This window comes from Shewanella sp. CAL98-MNA-CIBAN-0140, from assembly GCF_040309905.1.
Lineage (GTDB): Bacteria > Pseudomonadota > Gammaproteobacteria > Enterobacterales > Shewanellaceae > Shewanella > Shewanella psychromarinicola.
The window spans coordinates 1-283 of record NZ_JBEOPI010000134.1 but is presented as its reverse complement, the minus strand read 5'-3'; the positions used below and the strand labels follow the sequence as shown (position 1 = coordinate 283).

Sequence of the window (283 nt, the reverse complement as noted above, 5' to 3'; positions counted from 1 at the left end):
GATCGACATCATCGACCCGGCGCAGAGCTATTCGGCGGCGGATTTTCGCACCGACGCCCTGGCAGCCATGGCCGAGATCACCGCGCGCGGCAATATCCCGCTGCTGGTGGGCGGCACCATGCTCTATTACAAGGCGTTGCAGGAAGGCCTGGCCGATATGCCGCCTGCCGATGCCCAGGTGCGCGCCGAACTGGAAGAAGAGGCTGCGCGCCTTGGCTGGCAGGCCCTGCACGACCAGTTGGCGGCGGTAGATCCGGTGTCTGCGGCACGTATTCACCCCAAT

Annotated in this window: 1 protein-coding gene; it reads left to right on the top strand. The window is 65.4% G+C overall.

What is annotated here, in order from left to right; all coding sequences use genetic code 11:
* The coding region (locus AAEY93_RS20470; protein ID WP_351079470.1) for a tRNA (adenosine(37)-N6)-dimethylallyltransferase at positions 1-283 on the top strand (283 nt) is incomplete at both ends.